At 61.5% G+C, this 20,071-nt stretch carries 19 protein-coding genes; 10 read left to right on the top strand and 9 right to left on the bottom strand.

The window, feature by feature from the left end:
* Positions 1–112 precede the first annotated feature (112 nt).
* Entirely contained in the window at positions 113–571 is a 459-nt protein-coding gene (rsd, locus tag J5M72_RS01955; RefSeq protein ID WP_169432719.1) for a sigma D regulator, read from the top strand.
* A 59-nt stretch (positions 572–630) separates the two neighbouring features.
* On the opposite strand, the gene J5M72_RS01950 is transcribed toward rsd, so the two are convergent.
* Positions 631–1,296 (bottom strand): FKBP-type peptidyl-prolyl cis-trans isomerase, encoded by a 666-nt coding sequence (locus J5M72_RS01950; protein ID WP_207863859.1) that lies wholly within the window; start codon positions 1,294–1,296, stop codon positions 631–633.
* Positions 1,297–1,488: 192 nt separating this feature from the next.
* Here J5M72_RS01950 and J5M72_RS01945 point away from each other — a divergent pair, with 192 nt between their 5' ends.
* Complete coding sequence (locus J5M72_RS01945) at positions 1,489–2,658, top strand: AlgP family protein (protein ID WP_207863858.1); 1,170 nt, start codon at positions 1,489–1,491, stop codon at positions 2,656–2,658.
* Here the strand turns inward: J5M72_RS01945 and J5M72_RS01940 are convergent.
* A complete protein-coding gene (locus J5M72_RS01940; protein ID WP_207863857.1) occupies positions 2,655–3,116 on the bottom strand; it encodes a TIGR02444 family protein in 462 nt (153 codons plus the stop codon). The genes J5M72_RS01945 and J5M72_RS01940 overlap by 4 nt on opposite strands.
* Positions 3,117–3,166: 50 nt before the next feature.
* Here J5M72_RS01940 and J5M72_RS01935 point away from each other — a divergent pair, with 50 nt between their 5' ends.
* The 3 genes from J5M72_RS01935 to J5M72_RS01925 all read left to right on the top strand — a co-directional run bounded on the left by J5M72_RS01935 (position 3,167) and on the right by J5M72_RS01925 (position 6,405).
* Complete coding sequence (locus J5M72_RS01935) at positions 3,167–5,077, top strand: ATP-binding cassette domain-containing protein (protein WP_102685848.1); 1,911 nt, start codon at positions 3,167–3,169, stop codon at positions 5,075–5,077.
* Positions 5,077–5,658, top strand: a complete 582-nt coding sequence (locus J5M72_RS01930) for a mechanosensitive ion channel family protein (protein WP_011336505.1) — start codon at positions 5,077–5,079, stop codon at positions 5,656–5,658. Before J5M72_RS01935 ends, J5M72_RS01930 begins: the two co-directional genes overlap by 1 nt.
* Positions 5,659–5,772: 114 nt before the next feature.
* Positions 5,773–6,405 carry a LysE family transporter gene (locus J5M72_RS01925; RefSeq protein ID WP_207863856.1) on the top strand — a complete coding sequence of 211 codons (633 nt, stop codon included), beginning with the start codon at positions 5,773–5,775 and terminating at the stop codon, positions 6,403–6,405.
* 61 nt (positions 6,406–6,466) lie between these two features.
* Here J5M72_RS01925 and J5M72_RS01920 read toward each other — a convergent pair whose 3' ends face one another.
* The 5 genes from J5M72_RS01920 to J5M72_RS01900 all read right to left on the bottom strand — a co-directional run bounded on the left by J5M72_RS01920 (position 6,467) and on the right by J5M72_RS01900 (position 11,229).
* Entirely contained in the window at positions 6,467–7,210 is a 744-nt protein-coding gene (locus tag J5M72_RS01920; RefSeq protein WP_085612047.1) for a penicillin-binding protein activator LpoB, read from the bottom strand.
* A gap of 3 nt (positions 7,211–7,213) precedes the next feature.
* Positions 7,214–7,801, bottom strand: a complete 588-nt coding sequence (lpoB, locus tag J5M72_RS01915) for a penicillin-binding protein activator LpoB (protein WP_169432415.1) — start codon at positions 7,799–7,801, stop codon at positions 7,214–7,216.
* Between the two features lie 36 nt (positions 7,802–7,837).
* Complete coding sequence (locus J5M72_RS01910; RefSeq protein WP_085731449.1) at positions 7,838–8,212, bottom strand: YcfL family protein; 375 nt, start codon at positions 8,210–8,212, stop codon at positions 7,838–7,840.
* A 15-nt stretch (positions 8,213–8,227) separates the two neighbouring features.
* A complete protein-coding gene (locus J5M72_RS01905) occupies positions 8,228–9,622 on the bottom strand; it encodes a hypothetical protein (RefSeq protein WP_207863855.1) in 1,395 nt (464 codons plus the stop codon).
* A gap of 206 nt (positions 9,623–9,828) precedes the next feature.
* Positions 9,829–11,229 (bottom strand): hypothetical protein, encoded by a 1,401-nt coding sequence (locus J5M72_RS01900; RefSeq protein WP_207863854.1) that lies wholly within the window; start codon positions 11,227–11,229, stop codon positions 9,829–9,831.
* Between the two features lie 176 nt (positions 11,230–11,405).
* Here J5M72_RS01900 and J5M72_RS01895 point away from each other — a divergent pair, with 176 nt between their 5' ends.
* Together J5M72_RS01895 and J5M72_RS01890 are read left to right on the top strand one after the other, a co-directional pair.
* The gene (locus J5M72_RS01895; protein ID WP_207863853.1) at positions 11,406–13,304 is read left to right on the top strand and encodes an FTR1 family protein; all 1,899 of its coding nucleotides are present in this window, start codon (positions 11,406–11,408) and stop codon (positions 13,302–13,304) included.
* A 37-nt stretch (positions 13,305–13,341) separates the two neighbouring features.
* Entirely contained in the window at positions 13,342–13,797 is a 456-nt protein-coding gene (locus tag J5M72_RS01890) for a YaiI/YqxD family protein (RefSeq protein WP_169432411.1), read from the top strand.
* A 130-nt stretch (positions 13,798–13,927) separates the two neighbouring features.
* Here J5M72_RS01890 and elbB read toward each other — a convergent pair whose 3' ends face one another.
* The gene (gene elbB, locus J5M72_RS01885) at positions 13,928–14,596 is read right to left on the bottom strand and encodes an isoprenoid biosynthesis glyoxalase ElbB (RefSeq protein ID WP_169432410.1); all 669 of its coding nucleotides are present in this window, start codon (positions 14,594–14,596) and stop codon (positions 13,928–13,930) included.
* Between the two features lie 116 nt (positions 14,597–14,712).
* On the opposite strand from elbB, the gene J5M72_RS01880 reads away from it, so the two are divergent.
* Complete coding sequence (locus J5M72_RS01880) at positions 14,713–15,948, top strand: sterol desaturase family protein (protein WP_207863852.1); 1,236 nt, start codon at positions 14,713–14,715, stop codon at positions 15,946–15,948.
* Here the strand turns inward: J5M72_RS01880 and J5M72_RS01875 are convergent.
* On the bottom strand, positions 15,929–16,576 hold the full coding sequence (locus J5M72_RS01875; RefSeq protein WP_169432408.1) for a DedA family protein: 648 nt from the start codon (positions 16,574–16,576) through the stop codon (positions 15,929–15,931). The two genes, J5M72_RS01880 and J5M72_RS01875, sit on opposite strands and share 20 nt — an antisense overlap.
* 208 nt (positions 16,577–16,784) lie before the next feature.
* Here J5M72_RS01875 and hemB point away from each other — a divergent pair, with 208 nt between their 5' ends.
* Positions 16,785–17,798, top strand: a complete 1,014-nt coding sequence (gene hemB, locus J5M72_RS01870) for a porphobilinogen synthase (RefSeq protein WP_007951836.1) — start codon at positions 16,785–16,787, stop codon at positions 17,796–17,798.
* An 18-nt stretch (positions 17,799–17,816) separates the two neighbouring features.
* The gene (gene ppk1, locus J5M72_RS01865) at positions 17,817–20,042 is read left to right on the top strand and encodes a polyphosphate kinase 1 (RefSeq protein WP_207863851.1); all 2,226 of its coding nucleotides are present in this window, start codon (positions 17,817–17,819) and stop codon (positions 20,040–20,042) included.
* Positions 20,043–20,071: the final 29 nt, after the last annotated feature.

Below are 20,071 nucleotides of genomic sequence, written 5' to 3'. Positions count from 1 at the left end.
CATTGGATTTATGTTGCTCGGTGACACTCTGCCTGCCCGCCTCTCAAAGCAACAGCCAAAGAAAGAGGCGCAGGTGCAGGGCAGCATGACCCACAAGGGAAGAGAGATCGCCATGCTCGAAAGTTGTCAGAATGCTCAGGAACGTTGGGGTGGAGTTCATCTGCTGATCGACCGCTGGCTCCAGGAGCGTGAGGAACTGATCGCCGCTTACGACAAGCTGGGTGCCAAACCTCAGTCGCTATCCGAGGATCGAAAGCCTTTGCAGGAATTCTGCGGTGTGCTGGTCGATTACGTTTCGGCCGGGCACTTCGAGATCTACGAACAGCTGACGGGCGAGGCCAAGGCCTTCAATGACAAGCGCGGCCTGGAACTGGCCGAGACGATCTATCCGCGGATCGATGTCATCACCGAAAAACTGCTCGCGTTCAACGACCTTTGCGATGAAGGCAAATGCGTTGCGGAGAAATTCAAGGAGCTGGGCGGCCTGCTTCACGAACGCTTCGAACTGGAAGACTGCCTGATCGAAGTGCTGCACACCGCCCACAAGGAAGAGGATTCGGTTCAGGCCTGAACCGACCCTGCAAGACACACAAACGGTGCGCCAACAGCGCACCGTTTTTTATTGGGCGATCAACTGGTCGCGCCGCGCAATTCGACTTCGAACACCAGTGGTGTGAATGGCGCGATCAAGTCGCCGGCACCGTCGGCGCCGTAAGCCTGATCCGATGGAATCACCAGGCGCCACTTCGCGCCCACCGGCATGTTTTGCAACGCGGTGCGCCATCCGGCGATCACGCTGTCGAGATTGAACCACTGCGGCTGAGTGTTCTGGTCGAACACGGTGCCGTCCGGCAGCCGCCCGATATACAGCACCTGTACTTTTCCGTCGGGGCCGGCTTTTGCGCCAGTTCCCGGGGTCAGCTCGGTCAACAGAATGCCGTCAGCCAGCTCCTTTACGCCGGGCTTGGCCTTTTCCTCCGTGAGAAAGCGCTGCTCGTTTTCCATTGCCGCATCACTTGAAGGCATGGTCGCGTGCTCGGCCGTCTGCGATTCGTGATCGGCCAGAATCTGTTCGATCCGCGCTTCGCTCAATGCCAGAGGCTTGCCTTGATAAGCCTGTTGCAAGCCTTCGATCAATGCCTGGATCTGCAGTTGCGGAACCTCCTGACGCAGCCGTTCACCGAGGCTCGCGCCGAGACTGTAGGCCAGATCATGGGCATCGTTCGCGGTGTTTTTTTCGTCGGCATGGACCGCCGAAAAGAACATGCAGAGGGATAAAAAAAGGTAGCGCGACATGGGCACTCTCCGTCCTGAATTGCGGTGGATTATGCCAGCGCGAACGTCTGCAACGGTGAACTGCTTTTGCCAATGCGCAGAAGTTTTTCGCAAGCCTGCAACCGAGTGCTTTCGATACTGTCAACATGCCCTAGCGGCGGTAGCAGCAGAGGTCTAGTATGAGCCGCACTCACGTCAGCCAGGAGGTAAACCATGTCGGCCACCAAGAAGCCTGTAAACACTCCGTTGCATTTACTCCAACAACTCTCGGGCAGCTTGCTCGAGCATCTGGAAAACGCTTGCTCCCAAGCCTTGGCTGATGCTGAAAAACTGCTCGCCAAACTGGAAAAGCAACGCGGCAAGGCGCAAGAAAAACTGCACAAATCCCGCACCAAATTGCAGGACGCAGCAGCAGCCGGTAAAGCCAAGGCGCAGACCAAGGCCAAGGCTGCCGTGAAGGAACTCGAAGACCTGCTCGATGCGCTGAAGGAGCGTCAGTCCGATACTCGCGGCTACATTCTGCAACTCAAGCGCGATGCCCAGGAAAGCCTGAAACTGGCCCAGGGTGTCGGTCGTGTTCAAGAAGCCGTCGGCAAGGCGTTGTCCCTGCGTTCGGCCAAACCGGCAGCGGCGCCTGTGAAAAAAGCGGCCGCCAAACCTGCTGCGAAAGCGCCTGCCAAAGCCGCCGCAAAACCAGCCGCTAAGAAACCCGCTGCAGCCAGCGCTGCCAAACCTGCGGCCAAAACCACAGCGGCCAAACCAGCTGCCGCGAAGCCGGCTGCTGCAAAACCAGCCGCCAAACCTGCGGCGAAAACCGCTGCTGCGAAAGCGGCTCCGGCAAAAACCGCCGCTGCAAAACCTGCTGCCAAGCCAGCCACCAAAGTGGCCGCTAAACCTGCAGCAAAACCAGCCGTGAAAGCTGCCGCTAAACCAGCCGTTAAAACGGCTGCTGCCAAGCCTGTGGCGAAAACCGCTGCCAAACCGGTTGCTGCCAAACCTGCTGCCAAAGCTCCAGCGAAACCAGCGGCCAAGCCTGCGGTAAAAGCTGCGGCCAAACCTGCTGCAAAACCAGCGGCCAAACCGGCTGCTGCAGCGAAGCCTGCAACGACCGCAGCCAAGCCAGTGACCGCTGCCAAACCGGCCGCCAAACCAGCAGCGAAACCTGCTGCAAAACCTGCGGTGAAAAAGCCTGCCGCTGCCAAGCCAGCAGCAAAACCAGCTGCAGCAAAACCGGCCACTGCGCCTGCTGCCAAACCTGCCGCACCGGCAACCCCGGCTCCGACCGCAGCTCCTGCATCCGCCGCCACTACCTCGACCACCGCAACCACGCCATCGTCGGCGCCGGTGTCGAGCGTCGCCAGCAACCCGTCCAGCGCTTCCTAAGCGCCGGTCGCCGCGACGCGCAGCACTTGCAGCGCGTCGCGGTTCGGGTTGGCCGCCGGGCCGGCCAGCACTTGCAGCCAGTCACTCGATTCCTTCGAATTACGCGTCCAGCCTTGCGCGGCGCCTTCCAGTCGTGACAGCAGCGCACGCTCCGCCTCCAGCTCCAATCCCTTGATCTGCTCGCGCAGCCCCTTGAGCACCGGATCGGTCTCGGCCAGGGTTTTCCACTGCATACGCAATGCGCGCAACGGTTGAACGACGTCCCTGTCCCAAGGCGCTGTCAGTTCCAGAAGCTGTCGTGCACGTACCTCGTCACAGGTCGCATCGCGTTGTTCCAGCCATAAACCGCACAGCATCAGGCACACGTTGGCCCCCGCCGATTGCAGGCGCAGGCAGGCATCCTCCACGCCGGGACGGGCGTAGACGGCAAGGGCAAAGCTCCACAGGTCAGAGGACATCGTGCTACTCGCGCCAGTTGCGGGGGAAGCTGGTAGACTCCGCCGCCATTATGATCCGACTTCAGAACCTGACTTTACAGCGTGGCCCGCAACGTCTGCTAGAAGACGCCGAGCTGACCCTGCACGCCGGCCACAAAGCCGGCCTCATCGGTGCCAACGGCGCCGGCAAATCCAGCCTGTTCGCCTTGCTCCGCGGTGAGTTGCACCCGGACTCCGGCGACTGCCTGCTGCCGGCCGACTGGCGTATCGCCCACATGCGCCAGGAGGTCGACACGCTCGAGCGCCTGGCGGTCGACTATGTGCTGGACGGCGACCTGCGGCTGCGCGAAGTACAGCGCGAGCTCGCAGCAGCCGAAGAGGCCCATGACGGCACCGCGCTGGCCCGCCTGCACGCCGAACTCGACAGCGCTGACGGCTACACCGCCGATGCGCGGGCGCGCAAGCTGCTCGCCGGTCTCGGTTTCACCAACGAGCAGATGGATCGTCAGGTAGGAGATTTCTCCGGTGGCTGGCGGATGCGTCTGAACCTTGCGCAGGCTTTGATGTGCCCATCAGACCTGCTGCTGCTCGACGAACCGACCAACCACCTGGACCTCGACGCCATCATCTGGCTCGAAGAGTGGCTGAAAAGTTACCCCGGCACCTTGCTGCTGATTTCCCACGACCGGGATTTCCTGGATGAAGTGGTCGATCACGTGGCCCACGTCGATCAGCGCAAGCTGACGCTCTACCGTGGTGGCTACACCGCGTTCGAGCGCGCCCGTGCCGAGCGTCTGGCCCAGCAGCAACAGGCCTACGAGAAGCAACAGGCGCAGCGTGCGCACATGGAAAGCTACATCGCCCGCTTCAAGGCCCAGGCCACCAAGGCCCGTCAGGCCCAGAGCCGGATCAAGGCCCTGGAGCGGATGGAAGAGCTGTCGGCGGCCCACGTCGATTCGCCGTTCGATTTCGTGTTCCGCGAGTCGACCAAGATCTCCAGCCCGCTGATCGACCTGTCCGATGCGCGCTTGGGTTACGGCGAGAAAACCGTGCTGGAGAAGGTCAAGCTGCAACTGACCCCCGGCGCGCGGATCGGCTTGCTCGGTCCGAACGGCGCGGGTAAGTCGACCCTGATCAAGAACCTCGCCGGCGAACTCGAACCTCTGGCCGGGCGCCTGACTCGCGGTGAGAACACCGTGGTCGGTTACTTCGCCCAGCATCAGCTCGACTCGCTGGACGCCAAGGCCAGCCCGTTGCTGCACTTGCAGCGTCTGGCGCCGACCGAGCGCGAACAGACCCTGCGCGACTTCCTCGGTGGTTTCGACTTCCGTGGCGCGCGGATCGACGAGCCGGTGCTGAATTTTTCCGGTGGCGAAAAGGCCCGTCTGGCCCTGGCGTTGATCGCCTGGGAGCGGCCGAACCTGCTGCTGCTCGACGAACCGACCAACCACCTCGACCTGGAAATGCGCCTGGCGCTGACCATGGCGTTACAGGAATTCAGCGGTGCGGTGCTGGTGGTTTCCCACGATCGGCATTTGCTCAAGAGCACCACCGACAACTTCTTCCTGGTCGCGGACGGCAAGGTCGAGGAGTTCGATGGCGACCTCGAAGACTACGCCCGTTGGCTGGTCGAATACCGCCAGCGCAACGCCCCGGTCAGCAACACGCCGGTCAACCCGGACAAGACCGACAAGAAGGCCCAGCGTCAGGCCGCCGCTGCATTGCGTCAGCAACTGGCGCCGCACAAGCGCGAGGCCGACAAGCTCGAAGCCGAGTTGGGCAAGCTGCACGAGAAACTTGCCAAGGTCGATGCCAGCCTCGGCGACAGCGACATCTACGAGCCGGCGCGCAAGAACGAATTGCGCGACCTGCTGGCCGAACAGGCCAAGCTGAAAGTCCGCGAAGGCGAGCTTGAAGAAGCGTGGATGGAAGCCCTGGAAACGCTGGAAAGCATGCAGGCGGAGCTGGAGGCGTTGTCCTGATGGAAGCCTTCAAACTTCCATTGCCGGCGATGTGGGTCGAGCCGATCTGGCTCGGCGTGCAGATTCTGCTGATCCTGCTGGCCGGTTACTTCGCCCAGCGTGTCGTCGCCCGATTCCTGACTCGCCTGGGCGAGAAGTATCCCTTCCCTCCGCAGCTGCTGATGCCGCTGCGCGGTGGCCTGCGCTGGCTGATCATGGGCAGCGCGTTGATCTTCGTGCTGGAACGCCTCGGGGTGTCGGCCACAGTGCTGTGGACCGCGCTGTCGGGCTTCGTCGCGGTGGCGGCGGTGGCGTTCTTCGCCATGTGGAGTGTGCTGTCGAACCTGCTCTGCGCGATTCTGATCTTCACCGTCGGCCCGTTTCGTCTGGGCGATGTGGTGGAGCTGGTGGACACCACCGACAAGCCCGGCGTCAAAGGCCGGGTGGTGGCGATCAATCTGCTCTACACCACGCTGATCGAAGCCGAAGAACTCGGCACCGGCAGCGCCATGGTGCAGGTACCCAACAGCCTGTTCTTCCAGCGTTCGGTGCGACGCTGGCGCGGCACGGATGTCTTCCCTTCCAGCGGTTTCGAAAAATGATCGGGCGCCGGCCACGTTGGTCGGCGGCCGCAACATCCTGCAAAAATTGGTAGTCATCCGGCCAAATCCGCATTAGCTTTGAGGATTGTCACGAGTCCGAAGTCGAGGTGTGCGATGGAGCTTCAAACATGGCTGGCGTTTTTTGCCGCGTGTTGGGTAATCAGTCTTTCTCCGGGTGCCGGCGCCATTGCGTCGATGTCCAGCGGCCTGCAATACGGTTTCTGGCGCGGTTACTGGAACGCCCTGGGCCTGCAGATCGGCCTGGCTGTGCAGATTGCCATCGTCGGCGCCGGTGTCGGCGCGATCCTCACCGCTTCGGCCACCGCGTTCCATGCGATCAAATGGTTCGGTGTCGCCTACCTGGTCTATCTCGCGATCAAGCAGTGGCGCGCACTGCCGATGGACATGAGTGACGACGCGGCGGTGCGGCCGATCGGCAAACCGCTGGCTCTGGTGTTCCGTGGTTTTCTGGTGAACATCAGCAACCCCAAGGCGCTGGTGTTCATGCTCGCGGTGCTGCCGCAGTTCATCAACCCTCACGCGCCACTGCTGATCCAGTACGTGGTGATCGGTGCGACCATGATCTGCGTCGACCTGATCGTCATGGCCGGCTACACCGGGCTGGCGTCGAAGGTGCTGCGCCTGTTGCGCACGCCGACCCAGCAGCGACGCATGAACCGCACGTTTGCCGGGCTGTTCATCGGTGCGGCGGCGTTCATGGCGACGTTGCGCAAAGCGGCCGTATAAAGCGTGCAGCCGCAAAAAAAGGCGACCTGAGAAGGTCGCCTTTTTCGTTTCCGGCAGTCGGTCAGTGCAGAATCACCGGCGCCGTATCACGCGGCAGATTGTTGCGCTGCTGCGGTTCACGCGGTTGCTCGTAACCGCCACCGCCAAGCTGCATGCTCAGCTGTCCGGCCACGTCTTCGCCCAGCGCCTTCGACACGTCACGCACCACCCGCGGGCGGTTGAGCGAGATCTTGATGTCGCGGTGGTTCACCAGTTTGGTGTCCTGCGCTTCACCCATCGCCGTGAAGGCCGAAGTGATTTCGAAGGTCTTGGTGTTGATCAGGCTGAAGTCGGCCACCAGCGTCAGGCCCAGCACGGCTGAATAGCTGTCGGTGTTCGCCAGCTCGTTCACGTCCTGGGTGAAGTCGATGTCCGACACGGTGCCGAACAGCACGTAGTCGGCACCCTTGAAGTTGCCGGCCTTGATCCGCTTGATCACGTCGTAGACGTCACCCTTGGAGGACGCGGTGTATGGCGTGCCCTGCACCAGCTGGAACATGCCGGTGCGCAGGATCTCACCCTTGATGTCGCCGGTGAACTTGCGCAGTTCGGTCTGTTCGATGTAGCTGGTGGTGGCTTCGAGCTCGTTGTAGCTCGAAGAACCGCTGGCGCTGTAGTAACCCTCACGGTAATTGTTCTGGGCCGAAACGATGTGGATGTATTGCTCCACACGTTCCTGATACGCCAGATCCGTCACCGCGACTTTCGGGGCCGCTTGCACGCTGAACGCGCAAGCCAGGGCCATCATGCCAATCCATGTGCGCATCGATTAACGCTCCGTGGTTTTGCGGATCTCTTTCTCGTCCATCCACTCGGCCAGACCGCTTTCAACGTCGATCAGTTGCAGGCTGAATTTGTAGAAGACGTCCTTGTAGTCGCTGCTGCGCTTGACGATCGAGCTGATCGAACCTTCAAGACGGTATTTGGCGGCGACCATGTTGCCGGTCTTGGCCACGGTGCTCTTCTTGTACAGGCCACTCTGGTTTTGCAGTTTGAGCTGGTCGACCTGACTCTGCATTGCGGTGTTGTCGCTGGCGAAGCGGGCGGTGCCGGACTTCATCAGCTGGGTCTTGATGCTGGTGGTGATTTCGCGGGTGTCGATGTATTCGCTGGTCTTGTTCTTCACGTCGTAGACCTGAACCACCGGACGGCCCTGCAGAATGCCGGACTGGGCCAGGGAGCGGGTCATCGACTCGGCGATCATCTGCAGGTCGGTCGAGCCGAACTCGTTGGTCACGGTTTCAACGGCCTTGGTGTCGCCATAGCTGATGTTCTTGCTGCCCAGGGTCGGCGAAGTGTTGGCGCAACCGGAGGCCAGCAGGGCGAGGACGGCGATGAAGGAAAAGCGTGCAAACATGGGAATGCTCTCTGAATCGGGAATAGGGTGTCGGGCTTAAGGCGTCTTCATTTCAAGACGGAAATCCACGGCTTTAGGCGTCGGTGCGATGCCCTGGATGAAGCTGGTCTGGGCGCCGTACATCATCTGGCTCTTCCAGACTTCTTCTTCGGCAATCGGGAAGCCTTCCGCACCGAGCCACGCGAAGCGGTAGTAGAAGGTCTTGTTGCTGTTGAGGGTGTTGGTCAACTGCACATTGACGGTCATGAAGCCGTTTTCGCGGGCGACGCGCATGGCGCCGACCGCGATGTGTTTCTGCGGGCCCATGGCCACGACCTTGCTCGCGGCGCTGCCCGGCTCCGGTGGTGGCGGGGTGGCGCAGCCGCTGGCCAGCACGGCGAGGGCGGCGACGGCGAAGAGTTTGAAGCGCATGCAAAGACTCCGTTCTTAAGGTTGTTTGAGACTGGCCACGGCGGTGGCGCCAGCACTCGGGATCACGTGAGCGGCGAGGCCCGCGGCGAATACCTGGTTGCCCACGGCGCGCAGGGTGATCACCTGAAAACGCTGATCGACGTTGATCTTGACCACCGAACCGCCCACGGCACTTGGCAGGGTGACCTGATGTTCACCTTTTTTCAGACGCAGGCGCACCACTTGGGTGGTGTCCGGCAACGTGCGCCACGTACGGGTATCGGCACCTTCGAGCACCGCTGAAGAGATACCGACTGCCAGACCCGCCAGCGGGTTGGTTTCGTTGATCTTCTTCTGCGCCACGCCCTTGGTGATCGCGCGCACGGTGGTGCGCAGGATGATTCCCGGCATGTCATCGCGCAGGGCGCGGCGGGACATGGCGGTGGTGCTGTTGAGGGCCGTCAGGTCCAGTTGCCGGCCGTCGACGCCGATCTGCGCAAACGTCGCGGTCGAGGTGTCAGGCTTGATGATCGGGAACGACAGCGGAGTGATTACCACGTTGTTGGAGATTGGCAGCGGCAGCGGCACGCGGATCGAGTCACGGGCCGGCGCCAGACCGCTCTGCACCACGATCAGAATGTCGCTGTCATCGCTCTTGACCGGTTTGTCGAGGTTGACCAGCGCCTGCTCCAGCAGCGGCGTTTTCGGACGCAGCTCGGCAGCCTTGCGATAGCCTGGTGCGGCGAGGTCTTTCTCGCCCAGGGCTTCGTAGACGAAACCGGCCAGGTAATGGCTGAACGCACTTTGATAGCTGTTTTTCAGGCCGATCACTTCCGGGGCGTCGAGGCTGGCGACCGGGTAGCCCTGCAAGTCCTTGTACTCGGTCTTGATGCCTTGCTTCTCGGCTTCCTCTTCGCTCTTGAGGTATTCCTTGTCACGCAGGTCGGCGATCACCGCTTCACGTTCGTGAGTCTTCTTGATCGCGGTGCGGGCGCCGTCGAAGTCGTTGACCGCCAGCAGGTTCAGGGCCATCTGCGTGGTCAGCATGACTTTTTCGTAGTCGTAGCCTTCGTAGCGACGGACTTTGTCATTGACCAGGAAGCTGCCGAACTGGGCCAGGTACTTGTCGGTGTCGAGCTTGACCGAGTCTTCCCACTTGCCCACCACCTGATCGGCGCTGGTCCAGGCGTTCTGGCTGCCGGACAGATCGCCCTTGGCGCGCAGCAGTTCGCCTTTCTCGAAGTAATAGAGCAGGTCCTTGTCCGGGCCGGTGTTGTTCTTTTCCAGCAGAGTCAGGGCGGCGTCAACGTTGCCGGTGGCCAGTTGCTGGTTGGTCTGGGCCAGTTCGGAATCGTAGTTGCGAAACGCCGAACAGCCGGACAGCAGGGTGACGGCGCCAAGCGCGATCAGAGTGGGAGCGCGGAATGCCATGGGGTACTTCTTCCATGAGTAACGACAGCCTCGGGTGCGGGTCGGGCTGCTGGGACCGATCGGCAGTGGCGCTGGCCTCCTGCCAATTCCTCATAATCAGAGGAGCTTTAATGCCGCATCGCGATAACGAGGGCGCGGCATTATAGGCGGCGGATGCTGGCTATGTAATAGCTTTTTAACTGCACCGATTAGTTAGATGCCATTATTTATTTCAGGCCGGATACCACGTGGCTTTCCGCTGAAACGGACGCCTGGAAAGCACTGCCATTGGCATAGATTCGGTCGCCGAGGGCTCGCAGGCCGATGAACTGGCGATCCTGATCGATGCGGACTTTCAGCGGTGCGACACCGGGTGCGGTAGGCAGGCTGATCAAGTGTTCGCCTTTCTTCAGACGCAGGCGCAGCACTTGCGTGAGGTTGGGCAGGGTGCGCCAGGTGCGGGTGTCTGCGTGCTCGAATCCATCGTAATGGGTTACATAGGACGCCTTCGCCGGGTTGCGCCGATTGTCGGTGCCTTGGACGTCTGCGGCGAGGAACGCTCGATACGTGGTGCGCTGAATGATCCCGGGCATGTCGTCACGCAGGGTGCGCAGGGACATGTCGGTGATGTTGTTGATCGTGATCAGCTTCTTTTGGCGGCCGTCGAGGCTTATCTGATTGAAAGGCTGGGTTGAGGTGTCGGGCACCATTACCGGAAACGATACATTGGCGACGATCACCTGACCGTCCTCAAGCTTCACCGGATACGGCACGCGCACCGAGCTGCGAGCCGGTGCCAGCCCGCTTTGCACGATGATCAGCACGTCGCTTTCGCCGGCCTTGAGCCCGGGGCTGTCGAGGTCACGCAATGCCTGTTGGAAGAACGGCATGTCAGGGCGCAGTTCTATGGCCTGACGATAACCCGGTGCAGCCAGATCCTTTTCACCCAGGGCTTCATAAGTGAAGCCGGCCAAATAATGGCTGAACGCACTTTGATAGCCGTTCTTCAGAGCGATGACTGCAGGCGCATCCAGCATGACGACCGGGTAACCTTGCAGGTCCTTGTAATGCACACGGGCGCCCTGGTCCTTGGCGGCGTTTTCAACACGCTCGTATTCCAGCTCTCGTTGCCGGGCGATCAGTGTTTCGCGCTCGTGGGTCTTCTTGATGTCCGCACGAGCACCGTCGAAGTCGTTCACGGCCAACTGATTCAGGGCCATTTGCGTGGTCAGCATGACCTTTTCATAGTCGTAACCATCGTAGCGACGAATCTTGTCGTTGATGATGCTGCCCCATTGATTGCCCAGGGCGGAAAGCAGCTTGTCGCCGTTGGTTTCAATGGCGTCCTGGCGCTGAATCACCATCTGTTCGGCGCTGCGCCAGGCAACCTGACTTTGCGGCAACTCGCCGGCAGCGCTGAGTACCGCGCCTTTCTCGAAGTAATAAAGCAGGTCTTTCTCTTCATCCGGGTTATGCGCCTCGATCAGGGCCAGCGCACCGTCGGTGTTGCCCGCTTTCAACTGATCGGTTGTCTGTTCCAGTTCCAGGTCGTAATTGCGGTAGGCCCCGCAACCGCTCAATTGCAGGACCGCGCTTAACAGCAAGGGAAACAGCAGACAATGGCGCATGACCACGAGATTTTCCTTAATCGAAAGGGGCGAGAGGCGACGCAGTATAGAGGCGAGTGATGGCTATGTGCTGCAGCACAATGCGCGTAATTCCGATGCGGCCAACGAGAAAGCTTGAGTCAGGCTCCCCCGACGTGAACAATGTGTTACTTCGCATTTCCAATTGAGACCCTTTCATGACTGCCTTGTCCCGATTCCTGGCCTGGCTGGTGTTCCCGTTGTTTGCCCTGAGCAGCTTCAATCTGCTGGCCGATACCGTGGAAGGCGCGCCGCAAGCGCTGCACCTGCTCGATTACATCAGCGCCGATTACCCGCCAACGGTACAAGCGGGCAAGGTCATCGACGATGCCGAATACCGCGAGCAGCTTGAGTTCACCCACGCCTTGCAGGGGCTGATCGCCGGCATGCCGGCCAAACCGGAGAAGGCTGGTCTGGAGCAGGGCATCGACGCTCTGCTCGCCGCCATCACCGCGAAGCAGGACGGCGCGGACGTCGCCCGTCAGGCCCGGCAACTGGGGGCGAAACTGGCGGTGGCCTATGAAGTCAGCCAGGCCCCGATCATCACCCCGGATCCGACCCGTGGCGCGCCGCTCTATACCCAGCACTGCTCCGTGTGCCACGGCACCAACGGTGCCGGCGATGGCCCGGCGGGTGTCGGCATGGAGCCCGCGCCGGCCAACCTGCGTGACGCGGCGCGCCTGGATCACCTGAGCCTGTACGCGATCTACAACACCCTCGGCCAGGGCGTCGAAGGCACCGACATGCCGGCCTTCGCCGATCAACTGGACGATCGTCAGCGCTGGGATCTGGCGACCTATATCGCTCAGTTCAGCGCCGATCCGGCCACGGCCAAAACCGACAAGACTTACAACATCGCCGACCTCGCCCGTCAGACGCCGGCCGAAGTGCAGGCCTCTGAGGGGCTTGAGGCCGCTGCGATCTTCCGTGCTCAACGGGCGCAACCGCCGCAGGTCAAGCGTGGCCCGGCGCAGTTGCTCGACTACACCGCCGCGACTTTGGACAAGAGCCTGGCCGCTTATCGTGCCGGCGAACGTGATCAGGCGTATGACTTGTCCGTTGCAGCGTATCTGGAAGGTTTCGAACTGGTCGAAAGCTCGCTGGATAACGTCGACGCCAACGTGCGCAAGGACACCGAAAAATCCTTGATGGCCTACCGGCAATCGCTGCAGGACGGCTTGTCGGTGGAGCAGGCCGAGCAGCGTCTCGACGCGGCGAAGGCCAAGCTCAAGGAATCGGCCGGCCTGCTCGGCAGCGACGGTTTGAGTGGGTCGTTGAGCTACATTTCCGGTCTGCTGATTCTGCTGCGTGAAGGCCTGGAAGCCATTCTGGTACTGGCAGCGATCCTCGCGTTCCTGCGCAACACCGGCCAGCAATCGGCGGTGCGCAGTGTCAACGTCGGTTGGGGACTGGCGTTGCTGGCCGGTCTGGGGACCTGGGCGCTGGCGGCGTATGTGATCGACGTCAGCGGCTCCCAGCGTGAACTGCTGGAAGGCGCCACGGCGTTGTTCGCCAGTGTCATGGTGCTGTGGCTCGGGGTGTGGATGCACGACCGTCGGCACGCGGCAGCCTGGCAGGATTACATCAGTCAGAGCCTGGTCGGTGGCGGCGGACGGTTCGGCTTCGCGGTCCTGGCATTCTTCTCGGTGTATCGCGAGCTGTTCGAAGTGATCCTGTTTTACGAAACCCTGTGGTTGCAGGCCGGTCCTGCCGGACACAACGCGGTATTGGCGGGCGGCGCAACGGCGCTGGTGCTGCTGTTCGGCCTGGCGTGGATCATTCTGCGCGGTTCAGCGAAATTGCCGTTGACGCTGTTCTTCAGCATCAACGCGGCGCTGCTCTGTGCGTTGTCGGTGGTATTCGCCGGTCACGGTGTGAAGGCGTTGCAGGAAGCCGGGATCTTCGGCACCCGGCCGGTGGCGTTCTTCGATTTCGACTGGTTGGGGATCCATGCCGATGCCTACTCGTTGACCGCGCAGGCCGTGGCGATTGCGGCGATCATCGTGCTGTACGGCCGCAGTCGGGTGGCTGAAAAACGTAGGGTGACGGCGGCTTGAAGGCATTCGCTGCGCTCATATTTGCGAGGTAGAAAACATGCGCGTATGGATCGATGCCGACGCCTGCCCGAAGATGGCCAAGGAGCTGGTGGTCAAGTTCGCCCTCAAGCGCCGCTTTGAAGTGGTGCTGGTGGCTGGGCAGCCGCAGAGCAAACCGGCGCTGGCAATCGTCAAGCTGATCGTGGTGCCGAGCGGCCCGGATGCGGCGGATGATTATCTGGTGGAGTACGCGGTGCCGGGCGAGCTGGTGATCTGCAGCGACATTCCGCTGGCCGACCGGCTGGTGAAGAAGGGCGTGGCAGCGCTGGACCCGCGAGGCAAGGAGTTCGACGCGCAGAACATGGGGGAGCGGTTGGCGACACGCAACCTGTTTACCGATCTGCGCGAACAGGGCCAGGTCAGCGGCGGCCCGGCGCCGTTCGGCGATCGGGAGAAGCAGGCGTTCGCCAATGCGCTGGACCGGATCCTCACCAGGCTCGCCCGCACAACCTGAACATTACACAAATCCCTTGTGGGAGCGGGCTTGCTCGCGAAGGCGGTGTGTCATTCAACAAATAGTTGTCTGACCTGACGTCTTCGCGAGCAAGCCCGCTCCCACATTGGGTGTGTGTTCGACCAAGAGATCAGGCGTCGTTTTCGTGGGTCAGTTCGAGGACGCGGTCGACCAGCTTGTTGATCCCCGAAGCCGCCTCACTGATCGACTGCGCCAGCATGTAGGCCGGGGTGGTCACCAGTTTGCGTGCCTTGTCTTCGATGATGTCGGTCACCGCGCAGTCTTCGTGGGTGGCGCCCATCTTGCCGATGGCTGCTGCGGTGTCGGCATCGTTGCCAATGGTGCAGGTCACACCCGGGCCGTAGATCTTGGCGGCCAGCGCCGGCGAAATGCAGATCAGTCCCACCGGTTTACCCGCTTCGGCAAAGGCTTCGGCCAATGCCAGTACGTCAGGCTGGACGCAGCAGCCAGCGCCGTCGACGGCGAAGTTCGACAGGTTCTTCGCCGCGCCGAAACCGCCGGGCACGATTAGCGCATCGAAATCATCGACATCGGCTTCACGGACATCCTTGACGTTGCCCCGGGCGATGCGCGCCGATTCCACCAGCACGTTGCGCGACTCGGGCATCTCTTTGCCGGTGAGGTGGTTGATCACATGCAATTGCGCGATGTCCGGGGCGAAGCACTGCACCTGGGCGCCACGCTGATCCAGGCGCAACAGGGTGATGACGCTTTCGTGGATCTCGGCGCCGTCGTATACGCCGCAACCGGACAGGATCACTGCAACTTTTTTGCTCATGGGTTTCTCTCCAGATTCATGGCGCTAAATGTCCACTAATTTGTCGTTCGTTGCCATAGGGTCTAGCCGCGGCTACACCTAGGATCTGTGCACACGGATCTCGATCAGGGCGCGTCATGAACTTCATTCTGTATGCGGTGCCGTTTTTCTTCGTATTGATCGCGGCCGAGCTGATCGCCGACCGTTGGCGCGGGGTGAGCAACTATCGCCTGGCCGATGCGGTGAACAGCATCAGCACCGGGGTGCTGTCGACCACCACCGGCCTGCTGACCAAGAGCGTGGGGCTGGTGACCTACGGCTTTGCCCTGGAGCATCTGGCGCTGCTCAGGCTGTCGGCGGACAGCGTCTGGGTGTGGTTTTTCGCCTTTGTTCTCTACGATTTCTGCTACTACTGGCTGCACCGCATGGGTCACGAACGGAACATCCTCTGGGCGGCGCATTCGGTGCATCACCAGAGCGAGGACTACAACCTTTCCACTGCCTTGCGCCAGACCAGCACCGGGTTTCTGCTCGGCTGGATCTTTTACCTGCCGATGGCCGTGCTCGGGGTGCCGCTGCTGGTGTTCGTCAGCGTTGCGGCGCTGAATCTGCTGTATCAATTCTGGGTTCATACCCGGCACATTCCCAAGCTCGGCTGGTTCGAATGGTGCTTCGTCACGCCGTCCAATCATCGGGCTCACCATGCACAGAACGCTCTCTACATGGATCGCAACTACGGCGGGGTGTTCATTATTTGGGACCGTCTGTTTGGCTCGTTCCAGGAAGAGGACGACGATGAACCGGTGATTTTCGGCGTGACCACACCGCTGGCGAGCTGGAATCCGTTGTGGGCCAACCTGCAGTTCTACGCGCAGCTGTGGGACGACGCGCGGCGTGCCGGGCGCAAGTGGGACAAGTGGCGGATCTGGTTCATGCGCACGGGATGGCGGCCGGCGGATGTGGCGGAGAAATACCCGATGAGCAAGCCGGACCTGAGCCGGTTCCGCAAATTCGAAGTGCCGCTGGGCGCCCGACAGCAGGGGTATGTGGCGCTGCAATTCAGCGTGTACGTGGCGCTGGGCAGTTATCTGATGAATCTGGAACACCGTCTGCCCACCAGTGCATTGGTGCTGGGCTGGGGCGCGGTGGCGTTCGGTTTGTTTGTGTTGGGCGTGGCCCTGGAGAATCGCCCGTGGGCGCTGAAACTGGAGCTGCTGCGGTTGGCGGCGAACCTGCCGTTGGTATGGCTGGCGCCGCAGGTCGGGCTATGGCCGGCCGGCCCGTCGATGTGGGTCGGCCTGTTCGGTTACAGCCTGCTCAGCGGCATCGGGCTGTATTGCTGCCACCGGCGCTTTACTCGGCTGGCGTCTTAGGCTCGGCGGCCTCGGCCTGTTCGGCTTTGTGCCGTTCGGCCTTGGCCAACTGCTCGTCCTCATAGACTTTCTTGGCCAGCCGGGCATTCTTGAACCGGCGGCGCAGCCACAGGCCCAGGCCGAGCACCAGCAGCGCGCCCAGTACCCACAATTCATACTTCTTGATGCTGCCGAGCATGCCTTCGAGCACGGCGCCGAAATGGTAGGCGGCAGCGGCCAGGGCGGTGGCCCAGATCGCGGCGCCGATACCGTTGAGCAGCAGATAGCGTCCCGGCGGATAGCCCGACAGGCCGATCGCCACCGGCATCACCGTGCGCAGGCCGTACACGAAGCGGAAACTCAAGACCCAGATGTCCGGGTGCTTGCGGATGTGTTCCAGCGCGCGGTCGCCCATCATCTGCCAGCGCGGCTTGCGCGCCAGCAACTTGCGTCCGTGTTTGCGGCCCAGGAAGTACCACAGCTGATCGCCGGCATAGCTGCCGAAGAACGCCACGACCACCACCAGTTTGATGTCCATGTATTCACGGAACGCGAGGAAGCCCGCGAGCACCAGGATGGTTTCGCCTTCGAAAAACGTCCCGAGAAACAGGGCAAAGTAGCCGAAGTCATGCAGAAATTGTTGGAGCATTGTCTGGGTGCTGGCGAAATGAACGCGCAGCCTAACCCTTCGGACACATTCAGGAAAGTGTCGAAATGTGTCTCGACGTTAACATTTCCTACAACGACAATGGATTGCGGCTACGTGTCACAGGGGTGCACATAACTGTAATACGACCGTCATAATGGCCGCTTATAACTGTCACGCTCGCCCGTTTGCGCGGGCTCAGGAGTCTGCCGTGAGCTTTACCCCAGCCAACCGTCTGTTCCCCGCCACCCGCCTGCGTCGCAATCGTCGTGATGATTTTTCCCGGCGGCTGGTGCGTGAGAATGTCCTGACGGTCGATGACCTGATCCTGCCGGTGTTCGTGCTCGACGGTGAAAACCGCCGCGAAGCCGTGGCCTCGATGCCGGGCGTCGAGCGCCTGACCATCGACCTGCTGCTTGAAGAAGCCGCCAAATGGGTCGAATTGGGGATTCCGGCACTGGCGCTGTTCCCGGTCACGCCACCTGAACTCAAATCCCTCGATGCCGCCGAAGCCTGGAATCCCGAAGGGATCGCCCAGCGCGCCACCCGCGCCCTGCGTGACCGATTCCCGGAGCTGGGCGTGATCACCGACGTCGCCCTCGACCCGTTCACCACTCACGGTCAGGACGGCATTCTTGACGAAGAAGGCTACGTGCAGAACGACATCACCGTCGATGCACTGGTCAAACAGGCGTTGTCCCATGCTGCCGCTGGCGCCCAGGTGGTTGCCCCGTCGGACATGATGGACGGCCGCATCCAGGCGATCCGCGAAGCGCTGGAGCTGGCCGGTCACGTCAACGTGCGGATCATGGCCTACTCGGCCAAGTACGCCAGTGCCTATTACGGCCCGTTCCGTGACGCCGTGGGTTCGGCCGCGAACCTGGGCAAGGCGAACAAGGCCTCCTACCAGATGGACCCGGCCAACAGCGACGAAGCGCTGCACGAAGTGGGCGCGGACTTGTCTGAAGGCGCGGACATGGTCATGGTCAAACCCGGCATGCCGTACCTGGACATTTTGTTCCGGGTAAAAGATGCCTTCAAAGTGCCGACCTTCGTCTATCAGGTCAGCGGCGAATACGCCATGCATATGGCGGCGATCCAGAATGGCTGGTTGAGCGAAGGCGTGATCCTCGAATCCCTGACCGCCTTTAAACGTGCCGGCGCTGATGGCATCCTCACTTACTTTGCTGTCCGCGCCGCTCAATTGTTACGAGAGCAGAAATAGCCCTCCCAGGAACATTCGATGAATACCGAAGGACTCACTGAAGTTGCCGTAAAAGAAGCTCAACCCGTGGTCGAGCAGATTTCCGAAACCCCGCCGGAACTGGAGCCTGCGCCACCCGCGCCGGCAACTGAACCCGTCGCGGCGGCACCGGTGATCGCGATTCCCGGCCTGGATGACAGCAGCCTGTACATCCACCGTGAATTGTCGCAACTGCAGTTCAATATCCGCGTGCTGGAGCAGGCGCTGGACGAGTCCTACCCGTTGCTGGAGCGGCTGAAGTTTCTGCTGATCTTCTCCAGCAACCTCGACGAATTCTTTGAAATCCGCGTCGCCGGCCTCAAGAAGCAGATCACCTTCGCCCGTGAACAGGCCGGCGCCGATGGTCTGCAACCGCATCAGGCCCTGGCCCGCATCAGCGAGCTGGTGCACGGTCATGTAGACCGCCAGTACGCGATCCTCAACGACATCCTGCTGCCAGAGCTGGAAAAGCATCAGGTGCGTTTCATCCGTCGCCGCCACTGGACGACCAAGATCAAAACCTGGGTGCGCCGCTACTTCCGCGACGAGATCGCGCCGATCATCACCCCGATCGGCCTCGACCCGACGCACCCGTTCCCGTTGCTGGTGAACAAGAGCCTGAACTTTATCGTCGAGCTCGAAGGCATCGACGCCTTCGGTCGCGATTCCGGTCTGGCGATCATTCCGGCACCGCGTCTGCTGCCACGGATCATCAAGGTGCCGGAAGAAGTCGGCGGACCTGGCGACAACTATGTGTTCCTGTCGTCGATGATCCACGCCCACGCCGATGACCTGTTCCAGGGCATGAAGGTAAAAGGCTGCTACCAGTTCCGCCTGACCCGAAACGCCGACCTGGCGCTCGATTCCGAAGACGTCGAAGACCTGGCCCGCGCCCTGCGTGGCGAACTGTTCTCCCGTCGTTACGGTGACGCCGTACGCCTGGAAGTCGCCGACACTTGCCCGAAACACCTGTCGGACTACCTGCTCAAGCAGTTCAACCTGAGCGAGACCGAGCTTTATCAGGTCAACGGCCCGGTCAACCTGACCCGTCTGTTCAGCATCACTGGTCTGGACAGCCATCCGGAGCTGCAATACACGCCGTTCACCCCGCAGATTCCGAAACTGCTGCAGAACAGCGAGAACATTTTCAGCGTGATCAGCAAGCAGGACATCCTGCTGCTGCACCCGTTCGAGTCGTTCACCCCGGTGGTCGACCTGCTGCGCCAGGCCGCTAAAGACCCGCACGTTCTGGCCGTGCGCCAAACGCTGTACCGCTCCGGTGCCAACTCGGAAATCGTCGATGCGCTGGTGGACGCCGCGCGTAACGGCAAGGAAGTGACGGCGGTCATCGAGCTGCGTGCGCGCTTCGACGAAGAGTCCAACCTGCAACTGGCCAGCCGCCTGCAGGCGGCGGGTGCGGTGGTGATCTACGGCGTGGTCGGCTTCAAGACCCACGCCAAGATGATGCTGATCCTGCGCCGCGAAGCCGGCGAAATCGTGCGGTACGCGCACCTCGGCACCGGTAACTACCACGCCGGCAACGCCCGCCTGTACACCGACTACAGCCTGCTGACCTCTGACGATGCCTTGTGCGAAGACGTCGGCAAACTGTTCAGCCAGTTGATCGGGATGGGCAAAACGCTGCGCATGAAAAAACTGCTGCATGCGCCGTTCACCCTCAAGAAGGGCATGCTCGACATGATCACCCGCGAGACGCAGTTCGCGCTCGACGGCAAGCCGGCGCACATCATCGCCAAGTTCAACTCGCTGACCGATCCGAAGATCATCCGCGCGCTGTACAAGGCCAGCCAGTCCGGCGTGCGCATCGATCTGGTGGTGCGCGGCATGTGCTGCCTGCGTCCGGGTATCGCCGGGGTTTCGCACAACATTCACGTGCGCTCGATCATCGGCCGCTTCCTTGAACACACCCGGGTGTTCTACTTCCTCAACGGCGGCGAGGAGCAGATGTTCCTGTCCAGTGCCGACTGGATGGAGCGCAACCTCGACAAGCGCGTCGAGACTTGCTTCCCGGTGGAAGGCAAGAAGCTGCTGACCCGGGTCAAGAAAGAGCTGGAGCTGTACCTGACCGACAACACCCACAGCTGGAGCCTGCAATCGGACGGCCGCTACATCCGCAACACGCCGACCGGCAACCAGAACCCGCGCAGTGCCCAGGCGACTCTGCTGGAGCGATTGGGCAGCCCGATTCTGCCGGTGAGCAGCTGACCGCAGGTTTCAAGGCCATAAAAAAGGCG

Source organism: Pseudomonas sp. 58(2021) (assembly GCF_017491585.1).
Lineage (GTDB): Bacteria > Pseudomonadota > Gammaproteobacteria > Pseudomonadales > Pseudomonadaceae > Aquipseudomonas > Aquipseudomonas fluorescens_BT.
Note: the sequence above shows the minus strand (reverse complement) of the source record. Positions and strands in the feature narration are given on the sequence as shown.

What these genes read in the sequence shown, in the direction of transcription:
- rsd (WP_169432719.1), top strand. Translation starts at nt 113, where the DNA reads ATGCTCGAAAGTTGTCAGAATGCTCAGGAACGTTGGGGTGGAGTTCAT.
- J5M72_RS01950 (WP_207863859.1), bottom strand. Translation starts at nt 1,296, where the DNA reads ATGTCGCGCTACCTTTTTTTATCCCTCTGCATGTTCTTTTCGGCGGTC.
- J5M72_RS01945 (WP_207863858.1), top strand. Translation starts at nt 1,489, where the DNA reads ATGTCGGCCACCAAGAAGCCTGTAAACACTCCGTTGCATTTACTCCAA.
- J5M72_RS01940 (WP_207863857.1), bottom strand. Translation starts at nt 3,116, where the DNA reads ATGTCCTCTGACCTGTGGAGCTTTGCCCTTGCCGTCTACGCCCGTCCC.
- J5M72_RS01935 (WP_102685848.1), top strand. Translation starts at nt 3,167, where the DNA reads ATGATCCGACTTCAGAACCTGACTTTACAGCGTGGCCCGCAACGTCTG.
- J5M72_RS01930 (WP_011336505.1), top strand. Translation starts at nt 5,077, where the DNA reads ATGGAAGCCTTCAAACTTCCATTGCCGGCGATGTGGGTCGAGCCGATC.
- J5M72_RS01925 (WP_207863856.1), top strand. Translation starts at nt 5,773, where the DNA reads ATGGAGCTTCAAACATGGCTGGCGTTTTTTGCCGCGTGTTGGGTAATC.
- J5M72_RS01920 (WP_085612047.1), bottom strand. Translation starts at nt 7,210, where the DNA reads ATGCGCACATGGATTGGCATGATGGCCCTGGCTTGCGCGTTCAGCGTG.
- lpoB (WP_169432415.1), bottom strand. Translation starts at nt 7,801, where the DNA reads ATGTTTGCACGCTTTTCCTTCATCGCCGTCCTCGCCCTGCTGGCCTCC.
- J5M72_RS01910 (WP_085731449.1), bottom strand. Translation starts at nt 8,212, where the DNA reads ATGCGCTTCAAACTCTTCGCCGTCGCCGCCCTCGCCGTGCTGGCCAGC.
- J5M72_RS01905 (WP_207863855.1), bottom strand. Translation starts at nt 9,622, where the DNA reads ATGGCATTCCGCGCTCCCACTCTGATCGCGCTTGGCGCCGTCACCCTG.
- J5M72_RS01900 (WP_207863854.1), bottom strand. Translation starts at nt 11,229, where the DNA reads ATGCGCCATTGTCTGCTGTTTCCCTTGCTGTTAAGCGCGGTCCTGCAA.
- J5M72_RS01895 (WP_207863853.1), top strand. Translation starts at nt 11,406, where the DNA reads ATGACTGCCTTGTCCCGATTCCTGGCCTGGCTGGTGTTCCCGTTGTTT.
- J5M72_RS01890 (WP_169432411.1), top strand. Translation starts at nt 13,342, where the DNA reads ATGCGCGTATGGATCGATGCCGACGCCTGCCCGAAGATGGCCAAGGAG.
- elbB (WP_169432410.1), bottom strand. Translation starts at nt 14,596, where the DNA reads ATGAGCAAAAAAGTTGCAGTGATCCTGTCCGGTTGCGGCGTATACGAC.
- J5M72_RS01880 (WP_207863852.1), top strand. Translation starts at nt 14,713, where the DNA reads ATGAACTTCATTCTGTATGCGGTGCCGTTTTTCTTCGTATTGATCGCG.
- J5M72_RS01875 (WP_169432408.1), bottom strand. Translation starts at nt 16,576, where the DNA reads ATGCTCCAACAATTTCTGCATGACTTCGGCTACTTTGCCCTGTTTCTC.
- ppk1 (WP_207863851.1), top strand. Translation starts at nt 17,817, where the DNA reads ATGAATACCGAAGGACTCACTGAAGTTGCCGTAAAAGAAGCTCAACCC.